We start from the raw sequence: 18964 nt of genomic DNA on the forward strand, positions 1-18964 counted from the left end.
CCTCCGCCGACCTGCCTCAGGCAGAATCACTCCGCTCCGCCCATGCTCGACCCGCGTGGGCCCGTTCCAGGGCTTCCCGCAGCAGCGCGGCCAGCGCCTTGACGCCCGGGCCGCGCACGAGGGCGTAGTGGTCCCCTTCCAGCGTGTGCACCTCCACTCCGCCCCGCGCCAGCGGCTCCCAGCCGTGGGGCCGGGTGGCCTCGCTCGCCTCGAACGACAGGAGCGCCCCCGCGTACGGCCGGGGCACGTAGCTCCACGCCGCGCGGAGGTTGGACTCGAACACCCGCCGCAGCGTGTGCAGGGTCTGCATGCCCGACTCGGGAAGCGCCACCGCCTTGTGGCCCGCTGCTTCGAGCACACGCAGCGCCTCGTCCGGCCCCAGCCGTGAGAGCGCCTCTTCCGAGCACGGAAGGTCCGCCCCCGTGGCGCGCAGCAAGTCCCGATAGAAGAGCGCGCCCAACCTCGCGGGCTCCAGCCACTCCGGCGTCACCGTGCCGCCCGGGAAGGCCTGCGCATAGGCGTCGATGAGCGCCAGCAGTCCGACCTCTTCGCCTTGCGCCTGGAGCTGGCGGGCCATCTCGAAAGCGAGGCTGCCGCCCATCGACCAGCCGCCGAGCAGGTAGGGGCCATGCGGCTGAACGGCGCGCACGGCCTTCAGGTAGAGCGCGGCCAGGTCCTCCAGGCTCTCGCACGGAGGCATCTCCCCCTCCAGCCCCGGGGACTGCACGCCGTAGAAGGGCTGGTCCGGCCCGAGCAGGTGCGCCAGCTCCGCGTAGGCCAGCACCGTGCCGCCCACCGGGTGGATGCAGAAGAAGGGCTGCTTCGCCGTGCCGCCCCTGAGCTGCACCAGGGGTGAGGCGGGGCCCTGCTCGCGGCGCACCAGGCCCGCGACCTGCTCCACCGTCGCGCCCTGGAAGAGCGCCGCCAGGGGGAGCGCCCGGCCCGTCAGCTCGCGGATGCGGCCCAGCAGGCGGACGGCCAGCAGCGAGTGGCCGCCCAGCTCGAAGAAGTCGTCCTGGATGCCCACGGGGTGCAGGCCCAGCACCTCTTCCCAGGCGCGGACGAGCTGCAGCTCAAGCGCGGTGCGCGGCGCGACGCGGACGCGCGTGGCGTCGCTCAGGGAGCCCTCGGGCGCGGGCAGCGCGCGGCGGTTCACCTTGCCGCTGGGTGACAGCGGGAAGGCGTCCATGGGCACGAAGTGGCCGGGCACCATGTAGTCGGGGAGCCGCTCCTTGAGGAACGCCCGCAGCTCCGCGGCCGGGGGCGGAGGACCTCCCGCGCCGACGACGTAGCCCACCAGGCGCTTGTGGCCCGAGCCATCCTCGCGCGCCTCCACCACGCAGTCCTTCAGCGCCGGGTGGTGCGCCAGTGCCGCCTCCACCTCGGCCAGCTCGATGCGGTAGCCGCGCACCTTCACCTGTGCGTCCCTGCGCCCGAGGAACTCGAGGGCCCCGTCCGGTAGGTAGCGCGCGAAGTCTCCCGTCCGGTACAGGCGTGCGCCCGGTCGCGAGCTGAACGGGTCGGGAATGAAGCGCTCCGGTGTCAGCTCCGGGCGGTGGAGGTAGCCGCGCGCCAGGAGCTCGCCGCCGATGTACAGCTCGCCCGGCACACCGGCGGGTACGGGCGACAGGTGCTCGTCGAGCAGGTGGACGCGGCCGTTGGCGATGGGCCGGCCGATGGTCGGCAGGTCCGGCCACGCCCCGGCATCGCCCGAGAGAAGGAGGGCCGTGGTGGCATGGCACTCCGTCGGGCCGTACTGGTTGTGCAGGACACAGCCGTCCAGCCTCTTCATGAAGCGCCGCAAGGCCGGTGTCACCCGGAGCTGCTCACCCGCGGTGATGATCTCCCGCAGCCGCCGCGGCACGCGCTCCTCACGGTCCGCCACCTCCGCCAGGTTCTGGAGCGCGACGAAGGGAAGGAAGAGCCGTTCCACCTCCTGGCGGTCCATCAGCTCCAGCAGCGCGCGGGCGTCCATGCGCTGCTCTTCGGTGATGAGCACGATTTCGCCGCCGGCCGCCCAGGTGGAGAGCAACTCCTGGAAGCTCACGTCGAAGCTGAGCGCGGAGAACTGGAGCGTCCTGGCGCGAGGAGTCACGAAGGCGCCCAGCTGCCAGTGCAGCAGGTTGAGCAGCGGCCCGTGCGGCATGGCCACGCCCTTGGGCACGCCGGTGGAGCCCGAGGTGTAGATGACGTACGCCAGCGACTGCGGCCCGGCCACGTCCGGGAGATTCGCATCGCTCTCGCCCGCGAAGGACTCCGTATCCAGGCACAGCGTGCGCACCTCGTCCGAGGGCAGCACGTCGAGCAGTGTCGACTGGGTGAGGAGCAGCGGTGCGCGCGAGGCCCGGAGCATCATGGCCAGGCGCTCCTGTGGATACGCCGGGTCCAGCGGGACGTAGGCGCCCCCTGCCTTGAGGATGCCGAGCACGCCCACGGCCAGCTCCAACGAGCGTCGGACGCACAGCGCCACCAGCACGTCCGGGCCCACGCCCGCGCCACGCAGGCTGTGGGCGAGCTGGTTGGCCGCGCGATTCAGCTCGCCATACGTGAGCCGCGCGTCTCCCATGCGGACGGCGACCGCGTCCGGGGTTCGCTCGGCCCACGTCTCGAAGAGCGCGTGCACGTGGGGCTCGGAGGGGAGCGGTACCTCGGTGGCGTTCCATTCCACCAGCAATCGGCGGCGCTCGGCCTCGCCCAGCAGCGGCAGCGCGTCCACGCGCTGGCCCGGCTGGGACACCGCGCCTTGCAGCAGCCGCACGTAGTGCCCGGCCATGCGGGCCACCGTCTCCTCGTCATGGAGGTCGGTGTTGTATTCCCAGTACGCCACGAGTCCCTGGGGCAGCTCGCGCACGAAGAGTGTGAGGTCGAACTTCGCCATGCCCGGCTCGAAGGCCACCTCCTCCGTGACGAGGCCCGGCAGCGGCATGGGCACCGTGGCGCCCGGCATGACGAACATGACCTGGAACAGCGGCGAGCGGCTCAAGTCCCGTGCGGGCTGGAGCGCGTCGACGAGGTGCTCGAAGGGCAGGTCCTGATGGGCATAGGCCCCCAGGCACGCCTTGCGCACCCGGCCCAGCAGCTCGCGGAAGGACACGCCGCCGCCGGTGTCGACGCGCAGGGCCAGCGTGTTGACGAAGAAGCCCAGCAGCGGCTCCACCTCACGCCAGTTGCGCCCGGAGATGGGGGAGCCCACGACGATGTCGGACTGGCCGCTGTAGCGCGCCAGCAGCGCCTGGAAGCCCGCCAGCAGCGTCATGAAGAGCGTCACGCCCTCCTTGCGGCTCAGCTCACGCAGCGCTCCGGCCAGCTCCGCGGACAGCCGCATCGGGAGGTGGGCGCCGTTGAAGGACTGCACGGTGGGGCGAGGCCTGTCGGTGGGCAGCTCCAGCACGGGCGGCACTCCGGCCAGCTGCTCCTTCCACCAGGACAGCTGTCGCTCCAGCACCTCGCCCTTCAGCCACTCTCGCTGCCAGCGCGCATAGTCCGCGTACTGCACCGGCAGCGGCTCCAATGCAGGCACTTCTCCCCTCACCCGCGCGCCATACAGCGCAGCCACTTCCCGCTCCAGCACGCCCATGGACCAGCCGTCGAAGACGATGTGGTGCACGGTCCAGAGCAGCACGTGTTCCTCGGGAGCCACGCGCAGCAGGCGCACGCGCAGGAGCGGGCCGTGCTCCAGGTCGAAGGGCGTGCGGGCTTCCTGCTCCGCGCGGGCGATGACGTCCGCCTCGGCCACGTCCTCCACTTCGAGCCGCAGCTCCACCTTCGCGTGGATGCGCTGTACCGGCTGGCCCTCCACCTCCGTGAAGGTGGTGCGCAGCGCCTCATGCCGCCGCACCACGTCCTGGAAGCACGCCTCCAGTGCGCCCACGTCCAGCGGGCCCTTCAGCCGCAGGGCATTGGGCATGTTGTACGAGAAGCCCCCCGCGTCGAGCTGCGAGACGAACCACAGCCGCTGCTGCGCGAAGGACTGCACCGCCGTGCCGCCGTGTGGCTGGTGCACCAGCGGCGGTGGCGGCTCTCCCCGCTCCTTCTCCAGCACCTCTTCCAGTCGTCGCGCCAGCTGCGCCACCGTGGGCGCCTCGAAGAGCGCGCGCACCGGCAGCTCGCGGCCCACCACCTCGCGCAGCCGCGAGACGGCCTGGGTGGCCAGCAGCGAGTGGCCGCCCAGCTCGAAGAAGTGGCCCTCCGCCCCGACCCGCTCCAGGCCCAGCAGGGGGCCGAACACGCCGGCCACCACCTGCTCCATCGCGGTGCGGGGCGCCACGAGCCCCGCCTGTGCCGCGTCCGCCGTCGGCGCGGGCAGCGCCCTTCGGTCCACCTTGCCCGTCGGCGCCAGCGGGAGCGTGTCGAGCGGCACGAAGGCCGAGGGCACCATGTACTCGGGCAGCTTCGCCTGCAGGTGCTCGCGAAGCCCGGCGAGCTCCACCGACGCGCCCTCCTGCGGCACCACGTACGCCACCAGGCGCCGGTCTCCGGGCACGTCCTCACGAACGATGGCCACGGCGTCGCGCACACCGGGGAAGGCGCGCAGCACCACCTCCACCTCGCCCAGCTCGATGCGGAAGCCGCGCAGCTTCACCTGCCCGTCCAGGCGGCCGAGGAACTCCAGGTTGCCATCCGCCAGCCACCGCGCCCTGTCGCCCGTGCGATAGGTGCGCGCCCCCGACGGGCCTCCGAGGGTGTCCGGGACGAAGCGGTCCGCCGTCAGGTCCGGGCGCCCGTGGTAGCCATGCGCGAGGCTCGCGCCAGCGACGTACACCTCACCGGCCACGCCGATGGGACAGGGCTCTCCTTCGGAGTCCACCACCTGGAGCCGCACGTTGGGGATGGGCCTGCCCACCGGTGGCAGCGCGGGCCAGGACGACGGGGGGCCGGACGCGCGCCACGCGGTGACGACATGCGCCTCCGAGGGCCCGTACTGGTTCTCCAGCACGCAGCCGGGGAGCCGCTCGAAGAAGGCCACCAGCGCCGGTGTCACCTGGAGCTGCTCGCCCGCCGTCACCACCTCCGTGAGCGGTGGCAGCTCCGCCTCACCGAGCGCCGCGTCGCACAGGGCCTGCAGAGCGACGAAGGGCAGGTACAGCCGCTCCACGAGGTGCCGCACCATGTAGCGCAGCATGGCGGTGGGGTCCTGGCGCAGCGGAGGCGTCATCAGCAGCACGCGGCCGCCCAGGCACCAGGTGCCGAACATCTCCTGGAAGGAGACGTCGAAGTTGAGCGAGGCGAACTGGAGCGTGGTGGCGTCCGGCTTCACCGAGCGCTGGAGCAGCCACCACAGCATGTTGCCCACCGCGCGGTGGGACATGACGATGCCCTTGGGCCGGCCGGTGCTGCCCGAGGTGTAGACGAAGTAGCAGTGTGTCTCCGGCGACACGTCCACCGGCGGCGCGTGCGTGGGGCACGCGGAGATGGCATCCGCCGCTTCATCCAGGCGCAGCAGGTGCGCCCCCGAGCCGGGAGGCACCGCCGGGACGAGATGGTCGTGCGCCACCACCACCGGCGCGCCGGTGTCCTCCAGCATCAGCGCCAGACGCTCGGCGGGCCAGGTGGGGTCCAGCGGCAGGAAGGCCGCGCCCGCCTTGAGCGTGGCCAGCACGGCCACCGGCATGTCCAGGCTGCCCCGGTCCAGGCACAGGCCCACGGAGCCATTGGGCCGCACGCCCAGGGACAGCAGGTGGTGCGCGAGCTGGTTGGCGCGCGCATCCAGCTCCGCGTAGGTGAGCGAGCGGGTGCCGTCCGTCACCGCCTCGGCCCCGGGCGTGCATGCCACCTGGGCTTCGACCCAGCGGTGCATGAGCCCCGGGACATAGGTGGCATCCTCGCGCGCGCCCCACTCCAGCAGCAACCGGCTGCGCTCGGCCTCGCCCAGCAGTGGCAGTGAGGCCACACGCTGGCCGGGTTCGGAGACCGCGGCCTGCAGCAGCCACACGTAGTGCCCCACCATGCGGGCCACCGTCGCCTCGTCGTAGAGGTCGGTGTTGTATTCCCAGTACGTCTCCAGCCCCCGCGGCTGCTCCCACGCGAAGAGGGTGAGGTCGAACTTCGCCACCCCGGGCTCGAAGACGAGCTCCCCGGCGGTGACGCCCTCCAGCGCCAGCGGCTGCGGCGTCCCGGGCATGACGAACATGACCTGGAACAGCGGCGAGCGGCTCATGTCCCGTGTGGGCTGGAGCGCGTCGACGAGGTGCTCGAAGGGCAGGTCCTGATGGGCATAGGCCCCCAGGCACGTCTTGCGTACCCGGCCCAGCAGCTCGCGGAAGGACACGCCGCCGCCGGTGTCGACGCGCAGGGCCAGCGTATTGACGAAGAAGCCCAGCAGCGGCTCCACCTCACGCCAGTTGCGCCCGGAGATGGGGGAGCCCACGACGATGTCGGACTGGCCGCTGTAGCGCGCGAGCAACGCCTGGAAGCCCGCCAGCAGCGTCATGTAGAGCGTGGCGCCCTCGCGCTGACTGAGCTGGCGAAGTCCGCTCGCCAGCGCGTCCGGCAGCGGAACGCGCAGCAGCGCGCCTCGGAAGGACTGCACGGGCGGACGGGGCCTGTCGGTGGGCAGCTCCAGCACGGGAGGCGCCCCGGCGAGCTGATCTTTCCACCAGGACAGCTGTCGCTCCAGCACCTCGCCCTTCAGCCACTCGCGCTGCCAGCGCGCATAGTCCGCGTACTGCACCGGCAGCGCGTCCAGCCGCGACACCTCTCCGCGGACCCTGGCCGAGTACGACTCCGAGAGCTCCTGGTACAGCACCCCGACGGACCAGCCGTCGAAGACGATGTGGTGCACGGTCCAGAGCAGCACGTGCTCCTCGGCGGCCACGCGCAGCAGGCGCACGCGCAACAGCGGGCCCCGCTCCAGGTCGAAGGGCCGGCGGGCCTCCTGCTCCGCCCGGGCCACGACTTCCGCCTCGGCCACCTCCTCCACGCCCAGCTTCAACTCCAGCCGCGAGTGGATGCGCTGTATCGGCCGACCGTCTTGCTCCGCGAAGGTGGTGCGCAGCGACTCGTGCCTCCGCGCTACTTCCTGGAAGCTCGCTTCCAGGGCCTCCACATCCAGCGGGCCCTTCAGGCGCAGGGCGAATGGGATGTTGTAGGAGATGCCGCTCGCGTCGAACTGCGAGAGGAACCACAGCCGCTGCTGGGCGAAGGACTGCACGGCCTCGCCGCCGTGCGGCTGGTGCGTGAGCGGCGCTGACGTCGCCCCAGCCGCCTCCTCCAGCCGCCGGGCCAGTTGCGCCACGGTGGGTGATTCGAAGAGCGCACGCACCGGCAGCTCACGGCCCACCACCTCGCGCAGCCGTGAGACGGCCTGGGTGGCCAGCAACGAGTGGCCGCCCAGCTCGAAGAAGTGACTGTCGGCTCCGACGTGCTCCAGCCCGAGCAGCGGGCCGAACACGCCGGCCACCACCTGCTCCATCGCGGTGCGGGGCGTTACTGGGTCTCCGGCGGCCGCCTCCACGTACGGGGCCGGCAGGGCCTTGCGGTCCACCTTGCCATTGGGAGTCAGGGGCAGCACCGGCAGGGCGACGAAGGCCGAGGGCACCATGAACTCGGGCAGCTTCGCCTGCAGGTGGGTGCGCAGCTGTGCCGTCGTGGGTGTCTCCGCATGGGGGACGAAGTACGCGACGAGCCGCTTGCCGCCGGGCCCGTCCTCGCGTGCCACCACCACCGCCTCGCGCACGCCGGGGTGGCGCAGCAGGGCGGACTCCACCTCTCCGGGCTCGATGCGGAAGCCGCGCAGCTTCACCTGTCCGTCCAGCCGGCCGGCGAACTCGATGCGTCCGTCCGGCAGCCAGCGGGCCCTGTCTCCGGTGCGGTAGAGGCGGGCTCCGGGCTGCGCACTGAAGGGGTGCGGAACGAAGCGCTCCGCCGTCAGCTCCGGACGGCCGAGGTAGCCCCACGCCAGTCCGTCCCCGCCCGTGTACAGCTCGCCCCAGACGCCCACGGGTACCGGCTGCAGCGCCGCGTCCAGCAGGTACACCTGCGTGTTGGAGATGGGCCGGCCGATGGACACCGTGTGCCCCACCTGTCCGGGCTCCGTCATCGGGTGGCAGCAGGTGAAGGTGGTGTTCTCCGTGGGGCCGTAGCCGTTGACGAGCAGCCCGCCCCGGGAGAGGCGCGCCCGCACGGCGGCAGGCGAAAGCACGTCGCCGCCCGCGAGCACCTGCCGCACGCCCGAGAGGGCTTCCGGCTGAGAGGCCACCATCTGCTCGAAGAGCGCGGCGGTGAGCCACAGCGTGGTGACTCCGTGCCGCACCAGCGCACGGCCCAGCTCCTCCAATGAAGGCGCGTGCTCGGAGAGGAGCACCAGCTTCGCGCTGTTGAGCAGTGCGCCCCACAGCTCGAAGGTGGACGCGTCGAAGGAGATGGATGAAACATGGAGGACGACCTCGCGCTCCGACAGCTCCACGAAGCGCGAGCCCTTCACCAGGCGCACCACGCCCCGGTGGGGAATGCACACGCCCTTGGGCCGTCCCGTCGAGCCCGACGTGTACATGATGTACGCGAGCCCGGCGGCGGGCATCGGCGCGCCGCCCAGGTTCTCGGAACGCTCTTCCCCCATGGGCCCGTGCGGCCCGTTCGCATCGTCCGTGCCGGAAGCCATCACGGGCTCCAGGGGCACGATGTCCACTCGCAGGTCCGCGGGGAGCCGTGACAGGAGCGCGGGCTGCACCAGCAGCACGTGGAGCCCTGAGTCCTCCACCATGAAGGCCAGCCGCTCGCCTGGATAGGAGATGTCGAGAGGCACGTACGCGCCGCCCGCCTTGAGGATGGCGAGCGTGGCCACCACCAGCTCCAGCGAGCGTGCCGCGCACAGGCCAACGCGACTGCCGGCCACCACGCCGTGCCGCCGCAGATACCGGGCAAGCTGGTTGGCCCGCCCGTTCAGCTCGGCGTACGTCAGCCGCGCATCCTCGAGCTCCACGGCCACTGCGTCCGGGGTGCGCGCCGCCTGCGCTTCGAAGAGGCCGTGGATGCTCGCCTCACGGGGGTACTCCGTGCGTGTGTCGTTCCACTCGACCAGCGTCTGGTGGCGCTCGTCCTCGGAGAGCAGCGGCAGCTCCGACACCCGCAGCTCCGGCCGAGCCACCGCCGCCGCCAGCAACCGCGCGTAGTGCTCCGCCATGCGGGCGATGGTGGCTTCATCGAAGAGGCCGGTGCTGTACTCCCACAGTCCCACGAGGCCCTGGGGCGTCTCCCGCACGAAGAGCGTGAGGTCGAACTTCGACACGCCGGGCTCGAAGGCGACGTCCGACACGCCCACCCCAGAGAGCTTCAGCTCGGAGCCGGGCTCTCCCTGGAGCACGAAGGCGGCCTGGAAGAGGGGCGAGCGACTCAAGTCCCGCGTGGACTGGAGCGCGTCCACGAGCTGCTCGAAGGGCAGGTCCTGGTGGACGAACGCTCCGAGACACGCCTTGCGCACCCGGCCCAGCAGCTCGTGGAAGGACGCGCCCTCCGTGTCGGCGCGCAGGGCCAGGGTGTTGGCGAAGAAGCCGACCATCCCCTCCAGGTCATGCTGGCTTCGCCCGGCGAAGGGCGAGCCCACGACGACCTCGGACTGGCCGCTGTAGCGCGCCAGCAACGCCTGGAAGCCCGCCAGCAGCGTCATGAAGAGCGTCACGCCCTCCTTGGGGCCCAGCTCGCGCAGCGCGGACGTCAGGTCTTCCGGCAGCGGCACGCGCAGCAGCGCGCCTCGGAAGGACTGCACGGGAGGACGCGGCCTGTCGGTGGGAAGCTCCAGCACGGGAGGTGCCCCGGCGAGCCGCTCCTTCCACCACTCCAGTTGCCGCTCCAGCACCTCGCCCTTCAGCCACTCGCGCTGCCAGCGCGCATAGTCCGCGTACTGCGCGGGCAGCGGCTCGAGCTCGGACGCCTCTCCCCCTCCCCGCGCGCCGTACACCGCGGCCACTTCGCGCTCCAGCACGCCCATGGACCAGCCGTCGAAGACGAGGTGATGCACCGTCCAGAGCAGCACGTGCTCGTCAGGGGCCACACGCAACAGGCGCACGCGCAAGAGCGGGCCGTGCTCCAGGTCGAAGGGCGTGCGGGCCTCCTGCTCCGCGCGGGCGATGACGTCCGCCTCGGCCACGTCCTCCACTTCGAGCGTCAGCGCCACCTGCGCGTGGATGCGCTGTACCGGCTGGCCGTCCACCTGCGCGAAGGTGGTGCGCAGCGCCTCGTGCCGCCGCACCACTTCCCGGAAGCCCGCCTCCAGCGCGCGCACATCCAACGGCCCCTTCAGCCTCGTGGCGAACGGGGCGTTGTATGCGAAGCCACCCGGGTCGAGCTGCGCGAGGAACCACAGCCGCTGCTGCGCGAAGGACAGCACCGCCTCGCCCTCGTGCGGCTGGTGCGTCAGCGGAGGCCTTCGTCCCGGTGCCTCCCCCCGCTGCCGCGTGCCTTCATCCGAGGAAGCCTGTGTCTGCGTCATGGTGCACCTGACCTCGCGCAAGCCCGCCGGGCGCGCTTGCGCGAGCCCGGGGGAAATCCAGGTGGAAGGAGCGTTCTTCGGAGAAACGAACGGGGCGCGTCAGTCCACGCGGGCTGTGCGCAGGCCCGTATGGGAGCCGTGCGTGGGCAGGAGCTCGTCGTACGGGTTCATCGCGTCCCCCGACAGGCTCTCCAGCTCCACCTCGGTGCCCAGCCCGAGCTCTCGCGCGCGCCGCGTGAGGGCCCGCGTCACCACCTGGTCCTCCAGCGCGAAGCCCGTGGAGTCGAACACGGTGGAGCGCTTGCGCCAGTCCGCGTAGCGCTCCGGATTCTGGACGACCTCGATGATGCCGGGGCCAATCTGCTCCGGCCGCAGCTGCTGGCACTCACCCTCGACGAGCGCCTGCGCGAGGAAGTCCGGGCACACGAGGCTGCGCTCCAGCAGCGACAGCGGCAGCTCCGTCTTGCCCGGCAGGTCCGAGCCCACTGCGTTGACGTGCACCGACGGCTTGAATCGGACGTCCGGAATGACGGGGCCCTCGCCCACGCCCACGGAGGTGACGGTGCAGATGATGTCGGACTCGGCGGCCAGCTCCTCCAGCGACGCCGGGCGCACGTCCAGCCCGAGGAAGCCCACGCGCCGCAGGTACGTGCGCAGCACGCCCAGGTCCACGTCGTACGCGAGCACGCGCTCGATGGGGAACAGGCGCGCGAGGGCATGCAGCTGGGTGACGGCCTGGGCGCCGCAGCCCACCATGCCCACCACGCGGCTGTCCGGGTCCGCCAGGTACTTGCTCGCGATGGCCGACGCCGCGCCCGTGCGCAGCGCGGTGGGCAGCACTCCGTCCATCAGCTCCAGCAGCCGCCCCGTGACACAGTCGTACACGCTGTTGGTGGCGATGATGGTGGGCACCCCGTAGCGGTAGGGGTTGTTCGGGTTGTAGCCCACCACCTTGATGGTGACGGTCTCCCCGCGCTGCATCACCGGCATCCACTCCAGCACGCCGGTGCGCTCGTTGCGCAGCGTGAAGCCGTCCCGCTTGCGAGGCTCGGTGCGCTCCTCGTCGAAGGTGCGGAACGCGTGCTCCAGCGACTCGATGACGGTGTCCATCAGCGCGTCGATGCCCTCCATCTGCACGAGCTTGCGCAGGTCCGCCTGGGTGACGAGGAGTGTCTTCACGCGCGCTCTCCGGGGGGCGGGAGGGTGAGGGGACGAGAAGTTGAAGGCGTCCGCACTCTGCCACCAATCAGGACTTACTGTTAAGACAGGGATTCTATCTAGACAGGATCTAACAGTACGCGACGACGGCGTTGCCGCGTTACTGCTGAGCCTGTGCGTGCAGGCCGGCTTCGCGGTGCGTCCTGGTATCGAAGTGCGTGTATCTTGAGATACCACATTTGCCCGATTAGCCGGTGTTGGTAGCCTTCCTGCTCCGAGCCCACAGGAGCCTCTCTTGAGCACCGCCATCGCGTCCTCGACACCCTCCCTGGAGCAGCGCCTCGCCGGCTACTGGTGTGAGCTGCTCGGCGTGGACTCCGTGACGCCGAAGGACCACTTCTTCGAGATGGGCGGTAATTCGCTGCTGGCGACGAACCTGGCCAACCTCATCGAGGATGAGCTGGGCGTGCGGCCGGAGATGGGCGAGCTGGTCGGTACGTTGGAAGAGGCGGTCACCGCCTGTGACGCCCTGCTCAGGGCACTGCACGTCCCGAGCTGACGTCGCTCGTCAGGTCTGATCGTCAGGGAGAAGCGTAAGGAGCAGCTCGTCCTCGGAACCGAGGGGGCGCCATCCGGGCGGAGGCGGCGATGCGCGGAGTGCGGCCCTCACCTGACTCACCCGCTCCTGGTGGGTTTCAGGGGTGTAGGCGGACCATGAACCGAGCGCCAGCGCGAGCTTGAAGCGGCCTGGTTCGTCTCCTACTTCTGGCCATCCGTTGGGGAGACACTCCCATAGTTCGCGCACGAACTGGCTGCGCACCAGTCGAGTCAGCTGATTGCTTCGCTCTGCCTCTTCGACCAACCCGCTGAACACCTGCACGGCTGCGAAGTCGTTCTTGCCAAGCTCCTCAGCCAGCGCCACCAACGAGGCAGTGGGGCGCGCTTCGGCGAAGGCTGTGAGTGAGGCGTAGCCGCGCTCGCGAACCCGCTCATACAGGCGGGCCACCCAATTGCCCCGCCAGGCATGGCCCTCGCTCATCGCCCTCTACCGGGGGTGAAGTTCATCGGGAGGTTATAGCGCCTCATATGCCTGGCCCCGCCCGCGTCACGCTCTCGCGTGGCCCCATGCCGGCCCCAGCGCCCGCATGCGACGAATAGCCCAGGCGCCCTTCCCTGCCGGGTGCCGGCGGTAGCGACGCGCAGCCAGTGGCGAGCACGGCCACGCACAACAGGAGGGCCTCGGCGCGCAGTGGCTACCCCACGAGCAGGTTGGCCTCCGCGGACTCCTCGGGCGGTGGCGGCGGCGCGGCGGCGGTGGCCTTGCGGTGCAGCAGGGGCCGGCCGAAGTACAGGAAGCCGACGATGGCGGGCACGGGCGACACCACGCGCTCCACCGAGTCCAGCGCGGCGGCGTGCTCACGGCGCACCACCGGCATGCGGCTCCAGTGCGTCTGCGGCCGCAGGTGGTGCTCCTGGTGGTGGCCGTCATTGAAGGTGAGCAGGTTGTACAGCCGGCCGTAGTGGCTCACCGAGTCCGTGTACCGGCTCTCGGGCACCGCGCCGTAGTGCTCGTAGTAGTTCTGCACGTTCACCAGCGCGAGCGCCAGGTAGAAGGCCGGCACGTAGCACACCAGCGTCCACTGCCAGGACAGCGCGAGGAAGACGCCCAGCCCCACGACGTGCGCCACCCGGTCCAGCCGCACCTGCCGCAGCTCGCGCGCGCGGCGCACCGGGTCCTTCGTGGCCAGCTCGTGCAGGGCCTGCTCATGCGGCCCCACGCCCCACAGCCGCCACACCGCCAGCACGTTGCGCGCGGTGCCCAGCAGCGTGTGCAGCGCCCCGCCAAAGGCGTAGTGCCACACGCTGTCGTGCTCGCCACCCTGCCCGTCCTCGAAGGTGGAGGACCTGTCCCGCGAGTGCCCGTCCGCCCCGTGGCGGTCGTTGTTGTACCGGTGGTGGTTGCGCACGTGCGTCAGCTGGTACGCCTGCACCGACTGGCCGATGTTCAGCGAGTTGAGCATCGACACCCCCGCGTTGAGCCAGCGCGACTCGAACCACGGGGTGTGGGTGAACAGGTGCGAGATGATGATGATGTTGTACGTCATCATGAAGACCAGGAGCGCGAAGCCCCCGGCCCGTTGAAGGACGGAGGCGTGCTCCCAGCCCGCGGCCAGCCACAGCATCGTCCCCGTCTGCAGGACGCTCAAGCCGAGCATCACCGCGTCCAGCGGGGAGTTCTTCCAGACCTTCATCGCGAGGACTCCGAGAGCGGCCTAGAAGTAGGACTGGAGCAGGCCCTTGCGGCGGACGTCCAGCGTGGCGCAGTGGAACGAGCCGCCGAACGAGTTGAAGTTGCGGAAGTTGCAGAGGATGGGCTTGAAGCCCCACTTCTTGAAGGACGCAATCATCGGCTCGTCGGAGCGCTCCACCACGACGCGCTGCTCGTCGAGCATGATGACGTTCATGTTGATCCACTTGCTCGTCATGTAGAGCGTGTGCTCGGCCGGCATGATGGGCTTGGGCGCCTTGAAGACGTCCCAGCCCTTGAACAGCTCCGGCACCTTCGTCACGCGCTCCGGGTTGATGAGCAGCTTGCCCGGCGCCAGCGGCACCAGCGTCGCGTCGATGTGCATCGGGTGCGGGTCGTCGAACTCGAAGACGTGGATGCGGTACTCGGGGCCCAGGTGGCGGCGCAGCCACTCGATGCCGAAGCTGTTCGTGACGTTGCTCCGCTGCGCGAAGATGTCCTTGCCGCAGCGGATGAAGTCCGCGGCGTCGAAGGTGGGCTCGAACTCGCTGATGACGGAGCGGAACGGCCCGCCGTCGTGCGCCTCCGTCCAGTCATAGTCGTACAGCTCGTCCTTCAGCTCCGGCTTGGGGCCCGCGCTCCACCGGGCGCCGCCGTGGAAGTACTCCTTGAGCAGCGGCCGGTACGCGGACGTCTCGTAGTAGCGCGAGCGCCACGCCATGGGGCACTCGATGATGTCGTTGCCCACCACCAGCAGCAAATCCCGGGGCATGGCGGCGTACAGGCCGGTGCTCGTCCAGCCCGGCGCGCCGTACGCCTTGAGCTGGTCCATCGGCTCCGGGCGGCGGACCTTCACGCCCTCCGCCTCCAGGATGTGGACGAACTCCTCCAGGTCCTTCTTCGCCGCGGCAATCTGCTCGGCCGGGAACGGCTTGCCCGCGTGCTTCCGGAAGAAGTCGTGCTGGTCCTCCGGCAGCGTCGCCTTCAGCGCGATGTGCGAGGGCGGGACGGTGGCCCCATCCACGATGCCCACGATGACTTCTTCCAGGGGGTCCCACTCGTTGTACGAGCTGACAGGGCACGCGGACTCGGTGGCGGACATTGGCTGGGTTCCCTTCTCGCGCCCGGGCGCGAGCCGATGCTTGGACCCTGACTCACGAGACATCCCCGTGAATCAGGATTCGACCGTGAGACGTATCATCCACGAAAACCCGCCCTAACGTGAAGCAGACTGGAGCACGGCTTGCGGCCAGCCCCTACCTCTCGCCACCTCTCGTGACTCGTGGCGCGGCGCGCCAGCGACGCACCGTCACAGTGCGAGCATGCTGGCGATGATTTCCTTCATGACCTCTGAAGTCCCCCCGCCGATGGTGAGCATGCGGACGTCGCGCCAGGCGCGAGCGACGTGCGTCTCCTCGACGTAGCCCAGCCCGCCGTAGAACTGCTGGCAGTCATAGGCGACGCGCTGGGCCAGCTCGGTGGTGAGGAGCTTGGCCATGGAAATTTCCTTCACCGGCTTCACCTTCTGCCGGCGCTTGCGCTCGTAGAGGTCCACCGCGTGGTAGGTGAGCCGCCGCGCCGCCTCCACCAGGGTGAGGTGGTCCACGAACTTGTGGCGCCACACCTGGAAGTCCACCAGCCGCTCGCCAAAGGCCTTGCGCTCGCGGCCGTAGCGGATGGCCTCGCGCAGGAGCACGTCCATCACCGCCACGGTGTTGACGGCCGTCACCAGCCGCTCGGCGTGGAAGCTGTTCATGATGAGGGAGAAGCCGTCGTTCTCCCGGCCCAGCACGTAGCGCGCGGGGATGCGGCAGTCCTCGAAGAAGAGGATGGCCATGTCCGAGGAGCGCTGCCCCACCTTCTCCAGCTTCTTCGAGACGTGGAAGCCCTTCACGTCCGTGGGGCACGTCACCAGGGAGATGCCGGTGGAGCCCTCGCCGCCGGTGCGCACGGCCAGGACGAGGAAGTCCGCGCGGGCGCCGCCGGTAATCCACATCTTGGAGCCGTTGAGGACGTAGTCGTCGCCGTCGCGCCGCGCGGTGGTGCCCAGGCGCGCCAGGTCCGAGCCCGCGCCCGGCTCGCTCATGGCCAGCGCGGCGATGCGCTCGCCCGCGAGCGCCGGGGCGAGGAACTCGCGCTTCTGTTCGTCGGTGCCCACCTCGTTGATGACGGGCGTGGCCATCTGCCCCTGCACCATCAGCGACATGCTGACGCCGCCATTCTGGCAGCGCGCCAGCTCCTCGGCGAAGACGGTGACGTACCAGGAGTCCAGCCCGCTGCCGCCGTACTTCGGGTCATGGTCGATGCCGAAGAAGCCCAGCTCGCCGCACTTCTTGTAGACGTCGCGCGGGAAGGCGCCGGCGCGGTCCCACTCCAGCGCGTGCGGCGTCAGCTCCTTCTCGACGAACTGGCGCACCGTGCGGCGGAACGCCTCGTGCTCCGGGGTGAAGCGCGCATCCATGGGTGTCATCTCCGGGGCGGGTGCGCTTCACGCGCCCCAGTAGTAGCTCCACTTGAGCATCACCGCGTCCGTCGCCGGGCCCCTGAGCAGGCGCTTCGGTCCCAGCGTGGCCGGGGCCACCTCTCCAGCGGGGGTGGGCAGGCCCTGCTGCGTGTGCGAGTACACGAGGAAGAGCGTGGAGCCCAGCCGGTACTCCCACCGCGCCACGCCATTCACGTTCAGCGCCGTGTCATGGAAGTTGGCGCTGTTGAACCGCACCGTCGGCTCCAGGGTGTCCAGGTCGATGCGCGAGCGGCCGTCCCCCGAGTCCGCCGTGAAGTAGCGCCCGTACACGCCATACGCCGTGAAGAGCTGCGCGTACCCCTGCAGCGTCAGCTTCGGCGAGACAATCCACTGCTGCCGCAGCGTGAGCGACAGGTAGCGCGAGTCGAGGTCGCCGAAGAGGAAATGGCGCTCGTCCAGCGGCTCCACGAACCGGGGCCCGTGCCGCGTCCTGTCGCTGCCCACCTCCACGCGCGTCTGCAGCGCCGGGTGCGGCGTCATCACGGCGTACACGCTGGCCGCCCAGTCCCAGTGCGCGGGCGCGGCGTCCGTGGCCAGGCGGCGGTTGGTGCCCACGTTGCCGCCCACGTACACCCGGCGCGTGGCCTTCGTGTTGCCGTAGAGGCCGAGGTACGCCACGCCCGTGCGCTCCAGGGGGATGCCCGTGCCGGCCAGCTCGCGCACGTCGTAGCCACCCACGTCCAGGCTGCCCTGCACGCCCAGCACGTCGAAGGACGGCAGCAGCGAGTCCACGCTGAGGCTGGCGGACGTGCCGCGGTACACGCCCCGCCCGTCCGCCGTCCACTGGGGCTTCACGGTGAGGGTGGCGAAGAAGTCGTTCAGCGGCCCGAAGCCGTCCGGCTGCGCGTACATCAACTGGAAGCGCGGGGCCGTGGCGTTCTGCGTGCGCTGGAAGCCGGTGGCGTTCAGCTCCAGCTTCGGCATTGCCAGGTCCAGGCCCACCTCCGGCCGGAAGCCCTTGCCGCCGAAGCGGCCCGCGCGCACGTAGCCGCCCGCGCCCATGTCGCCGCGCCGCAGCACCGTGCCGTCGCGCAGCAGCCGCTCCGGCGGCCCCGCCATGGCGCGCGACGCCGTCAGCAGGCCCAGCACGCCCCACTGGCTGTCGCCCGTCTTCAGGTCGAAGTCCAGCGAGCCCGCCAGCGAGCCCAGCGCCGTACACGACGCCGGCTGCAGCTCCGAGGCAGGCCTCAGGTCCTCCGGCCGGCACGTCCCCTCGAAGGGCTGCGCCGAGGCAATCGAGCCGCCCACGCGCGAGCTCGTCCCCACCTTCGTGCGCACCATCGCCACCAGGAAGTTGGTGGTGGCCGTGGGGGCGCCGGGCAGCTCCACACCCGGGCCCAGGTGCAGCGGCCGGCTCGCGTCCAGGCGCAGCCCGCGGTCCGGAGTCGTCTCGTCCCGCTCCTGCCACGGAGAGGTGACGAGCGCCTCCATGACGCCCACCTGCACCCCCTTGCCCACCGTGCCCGTCATCTTCGCCGCGCCGAGGATGGGCGTCCCCAGGCCGATGCGCCGCGAGTAGAAGAGCGACATCGGCGCCGTCTCCGACGTCATGCCCACCGGCTCGAACAGCTCCAGGCCCTGCGTGAAGAAGGGCCTCCGCTCCGGGTAGAAAGCTTCGAAGGTGCTGAGGTTGAGCAGGAGCTGATCCGCCTCCACCTCTCCGAAGTCCGGGTTGAGCGTGGCGCTCAGCGTCAAGTCACTGGTGACGGCCGCCTTCGCGTCCAGGCCCACGTCCAGCACCGGGCTGAGCAGCCGGGGCGTGGGCTGGTTGGGCGAGGAGAACTGGGGCCGCATGACGCCGCGCGCCGCCAGGTAGGGCCGCACCTCCCAGCGCGCATGCGGGCGCAGCGCCTCCATGCCGGTGAGGTGCCCCAGCCGCGACGCCACTGCGTTGGTGGTGCGCGGGTTCTCCACCGACTCGATTTCTTCGTTCTTCCGGCCGATGTCGCGGCGCACGGAGAAGCCCCACGTCTGCACCTGCGCCTGGGGAAACGGCAGCAGCGAGAGGGGAATGGCGTACTCGGCCACCCAGCCATCCGGCGCGCGGCCCGCCGCCGCGTCCCAGACGCCGTCCCAGTTCTGCGTGTAGTTGCGGTCGTCGAAGTAGAGGCCGTCGCTCTGCACGCCGCTGGCGCTCAGGGAGAACACCATGGCGGTGCGGTGGTCATGCGCCGAGTCGATGAGCAGGTGGACGCTGTCCGCGCGGGGAAGGCTGTCACGCCGACCCAGCCGGTAGTCGATGAGCGCGGGCTCCGCGTCGTGCGCGTAGACGCCCACGTACAACGTGTCGTCGTCGTACAGGACGCGCAGCTCCGTGCGCTCGGTGGGCGGGGCGCCCGCCTTGGGAAAGCGCTGCACGAAGCCGTCGAACACGGGCGCCGTGCCCCACACCGCCTCATCCAGCTTCCCGTCCACGACGATGGCGCCGGGCGTGCGCGCCGCCCGGAGGAACTGCTCCCGTCCGGGGCCCTCCAGCGCGGCCCGGGCCCCCGTCCCCCACAGCGCCACCAGCAGGGCCGCGGTCAGCCTCGCATGAGACAACATGGGCGGATTGATACCAGCTCCCTTGTCCCACACGCAAAGCGGGTCTCAGTCCTATATCGCGGTA

8 protein-coding genes are annotated in these 18964 nt (G+C 70.7%); 1 reads left to right on the forward strand and 7 read right to left on the reverse strand.

From position 1 onward, the window contains the following. Nucleotides 1-16: 16 nt before the first annotated feature. A complete protein-coding gene (locus ACX9TP_RS28310; protein WP_482973746.1) occupies nucleotides 17-10426 on the reverse strand; it encodes a non-ribosomal peptide synthetase in 10410 nt (3469 codons plus the stop codon). 99 nt (nucleotides 10427-10525) lie between these two features. Beyond that, nucleotides 10526-11605 (reverse strand): ornithine cyclodeaminase family protein, encoded by a 1080-nt coding sequence (locus ACX9TP_RS28315; RefSeq protein ID WP_482973747.1) that lies wholly within the window; start codon nucleotides 11603-11605, stop codon nucleotides 10526-10528. 274 nt (nucleotides 11606-11879) lie between these two features. Between ACX9TP_RS28315 and ACX9TP_RS28320 the strand changes: the two genes are divergently transcribed. Beyond that, a complete protein-coding gene (locus ACX9TP_RS28320) occupies nucleotides 11880-12143 on the forward strand; it encodes a phosphopantetheine-binding protein (protein WP_482973748.1) in 264 nt (87 codons plus the stop codon). 9 nt (nucleotides 12144-12152) lie between these two features. Here the strand turns inward: ACX9TP_RS28320 and ACX9TP_RS28325 are convergent, their stop codons facing one another. The 5 genes from ACX9TP_RS28325 to ACX9TP_RS28345 all read right to left on the reverse strand — a co-directional run bounded on the left by ACX9TP_RS28325 (nucleotide 12153) and on the right by ACX9TP_RS28345 (nucleotide 18900). Next, a complete protein-coding gene (locus ACX9TP_RS28325) occupies nucleotides 12153-12623 on the reverse strand; it encodes an NUDIX hydrolase (protein WP_482973749.1) in 471 nt (156 codons plus the stop codon). A gap of 214 nt (nucleotides 12624-12837) precedes the next feature. Continuing rightward, nucleotides 12838-13836 (reverse strand): fatty acid desaturase family protein, encoded by a 999-nt coding sequence (locus ACX9TP_RS28330; RefSeq protein WP_482973750.1) that lies wholly within the window; start codon nucleotides 13834-13836, stop codon nucleotides 12838-12840. 21 nt (nucleotides 13837-13857) lie between these two features. Next, nucleotides 13858-14934 carry a hypothetical protein gene (locus tag ACX9TP_RS28335; protein ID WP_482973751.1) on the reverse strand — a complete coding sequence of 359 codons (1077 nt, stop codon included), beginning with the start codon at nucleotides 14932-14934 and terminating at the stop codon, nucleotides 13858-13860. 207 nt (nucleotides 14935-15141) lie between these two features. Then, nucleotides 15142-16293 (reverse strand): acyl-CoA dehydrogenase family protein, encoded by a 1152-nt coding sequence (locus tag ACX9TP_RS28340; protein ID WP_482973752.1) that lies wholly within the window; start codon nucleotides 16291-16293, stop codon nucleotides 15142-15144. A gap of 27 nt (nucleotides 16294-16320) precedes the next feature. Next, the gene (locus ACX9TP_RS28345; RefSeq protein WP_482973753.1) at nucleotides 16321-18900 is read right to left on the reverse strand and encodes a carbohydrate binding family 9 domain-containing protein; all 2580 of its coding nucleotides are present in this window, start codon (nucleotides 18898-18900) and stop codon (nucleotides 16321-16323) included. Between the last annotated feature and the right edge of the window lie 64 nt (nucleotides 18901-18964).

The sequence above is a fragment of the Pyxidicoccus sp. M15 genome, from assembly GCF_056858435.1.

Excerpts from the sequence above, each read along its gene's own strand:
- ACX9TP_RS28340 (WP_482973752.1), bottom strand. The coding sequence starts at position 16,293 with ATGGATGCGCGCTTCACCCCGGAGCACGAGGCGTTCCGCCGCACGGTG.
- ACX9TP_RS28335 (WP_482973751.1), bottom strand. The coding sequence starts at position 14,934 with ATGTCCGCCACCGAGTCCGCGTGCCCTGTCAGCTCGTACAACGAGTGG.
- ACX9TP_RS28345 (WP_482973753.1), bottom strand. The coding sequence starts at position 18,900 with ATGTTGTCTCATGCGAGGCTGACCGCGGCCCTGCTGGTGGCGCTGTGG.
- ACX9TP_RS28330 (WP_482973750.1), bottom strand. The coding sequence starts at position 13,836 with ATGAAGGTCTGGAAGAACTCCCCGCTGGACGCGGTGATGCTCGGCTTG.
- ACX9TP_RS28310 (WP_482973746.1), bottom strand. The coding sequence starts at position 10,426 with ATGACGCAGACACAGGCTTCCTCGGATGAAGGCACGCGGCAGCGGGGG.
- ACX9TP_RS28325 (WP_482973749.1), bottom strand. The coding sequence starts at position 12,623 with ATGAGCGAGGGCCATGCCTGGCGGGGCAATTGGGTGGCCCGCCTGTAT.